The organism is Micromonospora sp. ABR4_055 (assembly GCF_056160425.1).
The window spans coordinates 1-591 of sequence record NZ_JBSWXD010000351.1 but is presented as its reverse complement, the minus strand read 5'-3'; the positions used below and the strand labels follow the sequence as shown (position 1 = coordinate 591).

Annotated in this window: 1 protein-coding gene; it reads right to left on the bottom strand. The window is 74.6% G+C overall.

Going from position 1 to position 591, the window contains the following annotated elements:
* Nucleotides 1-9: 9 nt before the first annotated feature.
* Nucleotides 10-369 (bottom strand): DivIVA domain-containing protein, encoded by a 360-nt coding sequence (locus tag ACXAHD_RS32345; RefSeq protein WP_475055214.1) that lies wholly within the window; start codon nucleotides 367-369, stop codon nucleotides 10-12.
* Between the last annotated feature and the right edge of the window lie 222 nt (nucleotides 370-591).

The window sequence follows — 591 nt, the reverse complement described above, 5'->3', positions numbered from 1 at the left end:
TCGACCGGATCAGGCCGGCATCCCGGCCTGGAACTGCCGCGACTGCCAGTCCCGCAACGCCTGCTTGATCCGCACGTTCTCGTCCCGGGTGACCGCCAACTCGGCCCGCACCGCCGCCAACTCGTCGGCGACCAGGTGCAGAAAGGCGCGTACCTCGGTCGGGTCGCAACCGCGCCGGGTGCGGACCGGAAACCGCCGGTCGCGGACCAGCCCGGGGCTGATCGACGGCCGCACCACACTGGCGCCGTAGTAGAGGTGGGTGGCGGCGTTGCCGCCGTGCCGGGCCGGCGGACGCGACCCGCCGCCGACAGCAGCGGCGGCGGGAGGCCGGGCAGCCGGCCGGGTCTGATCGGCGAGGCTGGCGAGCAGCCGGGCCTGCCGCCGGGAGCGCCGGGGGAACAGGACACGGTCGAGAAGTCTGCGCACGGGTGGGACCGCCCTTCCAATAGGTCACGGGATCGCCGCTACATCGCGGTTCGGTGGGGAAGGTGGGATGGGCGACCCGACCCCGAACGGGGGCGCGGAGGTCGGGCCGCCCGCCCTGCGCACGCAGCCACAAACGGCGGTACGCCCACAGGGCCGCTGGTACGG